The following is a 5238-nucleotide window of genomic DNA, read 5'->3' on the forward strand; positions in this document are numbered from 1 at the left end:
TGAGCATTATGAACGATAATGCAAGATTATCAATCATTATAAGCAAAAGACAAGCTGTGCGCTTTACGTCGACATCACTGGCGTTAACCGCTCGTTTCGGTTAGCCTCAACGCTATGGATTCGTACGCTGCAACACATGTCAAAACCGCCGCGACCGCCGCGCCCTTGCCAGCTTGGACTCGCCCGCGCGGTCCCGACGTGCGCGAAGCCGATGCCGCCTTCTCGGCTGGTATCACCCTGAAATCACTGGACGATCTCGTCCGCTCCGAACCGGTATGGGCTGGCTGCTGGCGCGAGCGGCAGGCGCTCAAATGCGCCTCCGCCGCCGTCCGTCTCAGCGGTCGCAACGAGGACGAGGCGGCGCTCCGCGACGCCGTCCTGCTCACCACCGCCGGCGACGATCCAGGCCCTGCTGGCAAGATTGTTTTGGCCTACAAAAGGCTCGCCGCCCGAAAACCCGGATTTTCCGTAAAACAGGTCGAGGATCTCACCGTTCTGATGGGGCTCGCCTTTGACGACGACCTCGCCGCCATCCCGGAGCTGGCCAATACCGCGCTCCAGTCCGGACGCGCCGTCCCCTTCGTGGTCGCCGACCTTGTCACCGCAATCCTCGCCGTCCGCCCGGATGCCGAGCCGCTGGCCTGGGCCATGGCCGATATGATGATCGCAACCCTGTTGAAGTGGAACCGGCCCGTGCCGCTGCTGATGGCGGAGCGCTACGGCCCGGCATTCCGGACCATCGGGGGCAGGGGGCGTGTGCGAGCGGGCGAGCCGGCGTTCGCCCGCGCCGTCTGCCTAGCACTGGCCGATGGCGCTGCAACCGCATTGCGCTCGGCGGATGCGATCGCGCGTCGGGCGGAGGTTCTGATGGCCGTGGCCCCGAAGGTGCGGACCAAGGGTGCGGGGCCTGTTATTCAAACACTTATGGACGAGGATGCCATCGCCGCGAGTGCCCCCGGCAGCAACCTTTCCCGCTGGGCCGCCTCGCGCCTGTTCGAACGGCTCGAGAGTTTCGGCGCCGTGTGCGAATTGTCGGGCCGTTCCGCCTTCCGGATTTACGGGTTGTGACCATGACCGGAGCAAATGGCGTCAAAACAAGCTATCGGAAAGCGAAAGCTGGAGCCGAACATAAGGGGGCGCATGCCGTAGACGAAAAGGCGGGAGGCGACCGCCTCTTTGATCGGGAGCTTGAGGCCTTGCCGGCAGACCTGCGCTGGCGCGAATGGATGCTGCGGGTCGAGGCGGTGATCTTCGCCGCCGCCGAGCCGGTTTCCCGAGAAACGCTTTCCCGTGTCGTCGGCAAGGCTTGCAGCATCGACCTCCTGATCGAAGATCTTCGCGAAGAACTCACCGGCCGGCCCTACGAGATCGTCCCGGTCGCCGGCGGCTGGCAGCACCGCAGCCGCCCGGCCTATGCCGATGCCATCCGCGCCTCCGCAGCGCCCACAAGGGGCGGGGGCGCGGCCCTCTCCGAATTCGAATCCATGGTGCTGATGGCCATCGGCTACTTCCAGCCCATCACCCGCGCCGAACTGTCAAAAATCTTCGGCAAGGAGGTCAGCCGCGACACGATCGGTTCGCTGCGCAACGCCGCCCTCATCGCCTCCGGACCCCGCAGCCCGACACCTGGCGCGCCCTATACCTATATCACGACAAAGCACTTCCTCTCCGCGTTCGGCATGGAAACACTCCGTGATCTGCCGGATATCGAGGCGCTCGAGGATGCGGGTCTGCTCAGCAGAGCCGCTGTGCAGGAGGAGGCGATGGTGGCCGTGGGCGAGGGCGAGGAGGAATAAGGGCGCGTACCAAGGGAGAGATAGCCGACATCATCAGGAAGGCGCGAGACGGGTGGGAGGATCGCATCACGGCAATATGCTAATCGATCAAGGCAGGACGAACACCTGAACATGGCCAGCGCATAGACGTCGACTTCCGGGAGAGCAGGTCATAAGAGATAGCTAGGCGGACTTTTCGGTGTCCGATGAAGAGCAAAACAGTCGGGACATTTCGATGCCGGAGAATTCCGAAACCCGCGGGCGGGATGCTGACGTGAAACGACAGATCGCGCGCCTCTCGGTACCGCAAGGTCTTGTATCGTTGATCCTCAACGCCGTTGCCGGGTGGGTCGATGCGGTCGGATATCTCGCCTTGCTGTCCTCAGTCCAGATGTTCCCCTCTTTCATGAGCGGCAACCTGACGAAAATCGTGACCGAAGCCGTGAGCGGCCACGGGGCGACATCTTTGAAAATTGCCGGTGCGGTTCTCGCCTTCTTCACAGGCGGCGTTGTTGGTCGTCTGGTAAATGCGGGCGAAGTGCGGCGCGATCCGGCGTCGCTGGCGCTGGTCGCGGGCGTGCTCGCTGCCTCGGCGGTCAATCTGGAGATGGGCGGCTCCCCATATCTGACGCTGGTGGCTCTGGCGGCGGCGATGGGCATGATCAACCATGCGTTCAGCGGTCACATGGATTTCGAGGTTCGCACGTATCTGAGCGGGATATTGGTGACGCTGGCTGGGAAGGTGGCCGACGCGATCGCCGGGCGGGCGCGCTGGCGCGAGGCGGTGGCACCGGCGGCGACATTGCTCAGTGTCCTGGCAGGTGTGTTCGCCGGGGCGTTGACGGTCATTCAAGCACCGCTTGTCGTCTCGATCGCCCTGCCGGCCGCCGTGATCGCGGTCATCGTCGTCGCGTTGCTGTTCGGGCTGGTCGGACGAAGAGCGGCATGACAACTGCCGTTCCGAACCCGCCTTCAGTTAAAGGCGGCCTGAAACTGCGTCGCCATCAGCGAAACATGGGCTTCGAGCGGCGGCCGGAGCTCGAATGCGCGTGCATCGCGGGAAAAGTCGAACAGACGCACCAGGCTCCATTCATGGCGACGGGCGTCTGCGACCTCGAGCTCGTTGCGCGAGATATAAAAAGGCGTGCGCTCCCATCCGTTCGTCGTTTTCACCTCGATCAGTCGTGGCAAGCCATCGGGCGCGAAGCTGGCAATATCATAGCCTGCGCCGTCACCGTCCTCCTGGGAGACCCAGCGGACCTTCGCGGCCAGATCCCTCCGACCCTAGGCCGCAAGATGGGCGCGCTCGTGATGGAAAACACGCTCTTCGCCAGCTGTGCCAAGCGAGCGGTTTCGCTCGTCCCTTCCGGCCACGTCAAATCTGCGGGCGATTGCTTCAAGCTGTGACAGTTCGGCCGGAGGCGGCGCATTCTGCATCGTCGGCGGCACGCCGAAGAACAGGGGCGGGGCTTCAGCGAAACCTGGATGTATTTTCGCCGCGCCCGCCGTTTCGAACGACGGGTTCCTGGCAAGCCATCGCGAAACGGCCTCCGCCAGCGCCATCTGAAAATTGAAGCGGGGTTGGTAGCCGCCGATATAGGGAAGGCCGAAGCCGATCAGCGCGGCCGAGATGTTGCAGTTCTTGAACTCGATCGAGCCTTTGGACCGGCCAAGGGACTGCTGCAGGCGCCGGTTGTTCATCGCCTTGTTATAGGCGCTACCGGCCAGCTCATCCTTCAGCATGTCGAAGTAGACGGCGACGATCGCGTCGTTTTCCGGATCGGACCAATGCTCAGCATTCATGGTGCCAGGCTATGACGGCAAAATTGCTTTGTCACGGGAAACCCGTCAGCCGAGCATCTGCAGCCCGTGCTTCTGTACCAGAGACAGGAGCTTGAGCGCCGGCCCGCTCGGCCGTTTGGCGCCGGTTTCCCATTTCTGCACCGTTGACGGGCTTGTGTTCAGATAACGCGCAAAGACCGGCTGGCTGACATGGTTGTGTTCGCGCAGAGCCTTGATCGCGTCAGGCGTCAGTTCCTGCGGGATTACAAGGCAGTCTTCATCGAAGGTCCGCATCGTTTCCTTGTCGATGGTGCCGGCCGCTGCCATGCCTTCAACCGCACTATGGATCGCCTCGAAGGCGTCGCTCTTGAACTTGCGTTTACTCGCCATGGTCTATCTCCAGCAGGGCGCCGATCGCGAGCTCCGCCTCGAGGTCAGCAGTCGTCTTGCGACGGTAAAGCTCCGCGAGCTTCCGGAAGGCCGCAAGCTCGTCGTCATCAATGTTCGCCCGGTCCTTCTTGGCGAAGAGATAGGCGAATGCATGAGAACTCTCCGGCTTTTGCCAGAACGATGGACCGATGCATGTTTTCGTTGAGCCGCTTCTTAAAGACGCCACCGCCAAGATCGTCGGCCTGGCCAAGGGCAACCTGATGGAGTGCCTTCGACAGAGCCTTGTCGGAAATCCGCGCCTTCTTTGACGCCCTTGCGAACCACGCCGTTTTGAACACTCGTTCTGACATCTGTCTATATAGCACTGAGTGCTACATCCCTCAAGGTTGAAAAGGCTGCTACGCCGCCTCCCATACCTGATTCAGAATCCGGGCAGCAAGCGCGGCCTTGTCCTGTGGCAGAAAACGCCCGTAGTGCTGCTGCACCACATCCGGCGTGTCTTGGATCGCATAGCTTGCCTGCTCGTAAGATCCTGTCTGCTTGAGTATATGGGTGGCCAGGATATCGCGAAGGTTATCCCCGTCGATCGGCGCAGGCATCGTGATCGCGAGACACGGTTGCTGGCGATCTCAGGGGCGCTGACGATTGCTGCAGAGACGGGGCTGAAGGAGCATGATCGGTTGGTGCTGGCGCGGCAGATGATGATGCGCAAACTGGAGGGACGGCGGACGTCATCTAGGCTGCCGGAGCTCATGGCGCTCGTCATGGCGCGGCCGCTGATCTCCGCCGGCATGGTGGCAAAGACGCTTGAGGTCACGCCGCAAGGCGCGCGGCGGATCGTGCAGGAGCTGGGGTTGAGGGAGATGACGGGCAGGGGGAGGTTTCGAGCGTGGGGTGTTGTATGCAGACGACTCAATTTGAGCAGTGAGGCGCTATGACTGACAAAAACATTGCCAACGTATCGGCAGCATCGGCGCGGCTTTTCCGTGCATACTATAGCCACTGCACGGCTCCTGATCTTGATACCCTGTTTCAACTTCTTGGATCGATACACAACCTTAATGATAGGGTTACGAAAGGGCTGGACTTTAATTTTCTCAACGTACCCGAGTTTCTTGCGTTGAAATGCTTAAGGAATTTTTTCCACCACCACGACGAACTGAAGCATACCGTTCGATTGATTCCGATCACTAACCTGCCAATCGTATCGGATCTGGTTTACATGTGCTTGACCCGACGCGAATTGGTGGTGTCGCTTGGCACTTAATTGTAAGAATGCGCCGAATTAATC

Annotated in this window: 8 protein-coding genes and 2 pseudogenes; 5 read left to right on the forward strand and 5 right to left on the reverse strand. The window is 61.2% G+C overall.

The window, feature by feature from the left end:
• Nucleotides 1–114 precede the first annotated feature (114 nt).
• From K7H91_RS25345 to K7H91_RS25355, 3 genes are all read left to right on the forward strand, one after another.
• On the forward strand, nucleotides 115–1068 hold the full coding sequence (locus K7H91_RS25345) for a DUF1403 family protein (protein ID WP_230722939.1): 954 nt from the start codon (nucleotides 115–117) through the stop codon (nucleotides 1066–1068).
• A gap of 158 nt (nucleotides 1069–1226) precedes the next feature.
• A complete protein-coding gene (scpB, locus tag K7H91_RS25350; protein ID WP_419197526.1) occupies nucleotides 1227–1796 on the forward strand; it encodes an SMC-Scp complex subunit ScpB in 570 nt (189 codons plus the stop codon).
• Between the two features lie 214 nt (nucleotides 1797–2010).
• A complete protein-coding gene (locus tag K7H91_RS25355; protein WP_230722941.1) occupies nucleotides 2011–2724 on the forward strand; it encodes a YoaK family protein in 714 nt (237 codons plus the stop codon).
• Nucleotides 2725–2747: 23 nt separating this feature from the next.
• Here K7H91_RS25355 and K7H91_RS25360 read toward each other — a convergent pair whose 3' ends face one another.
• From K7H91_RS25360 to K7H91_RS25380, 5 genes and pseudogenes are all read right to left on the reverse strand, one after another.
• Complete coding sequence (locus tag K7H91_RS25360; RefSeq protein ID WP_269066531.1) at nucleotides 2748–3047, reverse strand: DUF3883 domain-containing protein; 300 nt, start codon at nucleotides 3045–3047, stop codon at nucleotides 2748–2750.
• A gap of 12 nt (nucleotides 3048–3059) precedes the next feature.
• Complete coding sequence (locus tag K7H91_RS25365) at nucleotides 3060–3578, reverse strand: hypothetical protein (protein ID WP_230722942.1); 519 nt, start codon at nucleotides 3576–3578, stop codon at nucleotides 3060–3062.
• A 45-nt stretch (nucleotides 3579–3623) separates the two neighbouring features.
• Nucleotides 3624–3947 (reverse strand): helix-turn-helix domain-containing protein, encoded by a 324-nt coding sequence (locus K7H91_RS25370; protein ID WP_230722943.1) that lies wholly within the window; start codon nucleotides 3945–3947, stop codon nucleotides 3624–3626.
• Nucleotides 3937–4297, reverse strand: a pseudogene (locus tag K7H91_RS25375) (type II toxin-antitoxin system RelE/ParE family toxin). The gene K7H91_RS25370 and the pseudogene K7H91_RS25375 overlap by 11 nt, the downstream one beginning before the upstream one ends.
• A 48-nt stretch (nucleotides 4298–4345) precedes the next feature.
• Nucleotides 4346–4546 (reverse strand): hypothetical protein, encoded by a 201-nt coding sequence (locus tag K7H91_RS25380; protein ID WP_230722946.1) that lies wholly within the window; start codon nucleotides 4544–4546, stop codon nucleotides 4346–4348.
• On the opposite strand from K7H91_RS25380, the pseudogene K7H91_RS25385 reads away from it, so the two are divergent.
• Together K7H91_RS25385 and K7H91_RS25390 are read left to right on the forward strand one after the other, a co-directional pair.
• Nucleotides 4517–4885, forward strand: a pseudogene (locus tag K7H91_RS25385) (helix-turn-helix domain-containing protein); the annotation flags it as partial. The gene K7H91_RS25380 and the pseudogene K7H91_RS25385 overlap by 30 nt on opposite strands.
• Nucleotides 4882–5214 carry a hypothetical protein gene (locus K7H91_RS25390; RefSeq protein WP_230722944.1) on the forward strand — a complete coding sequence of 111 codons (333 nt, stop codon included), beginning with the start codon at nucleotides 4882–4884 and terminating at the stop codon, nucleotides 5212–5214. The pseudogene K7H91_RS25385 and the gene K7H91_RS25390, both read left to right, overlap by 4 nt.
• Nucleotides 5215–5238: the final 24 nt, after the last annotated feature.

This window comes from Martelella mediterranea (assembly GCF_021021415.1).
GTDB classification, from domain to species: domain Bacteria; phylum Pseudomonadota; class Alphaproteobacteria; order Rhizobiales; family Rhizobiaceae; genus Martelella; species Martelella mediterranea_C.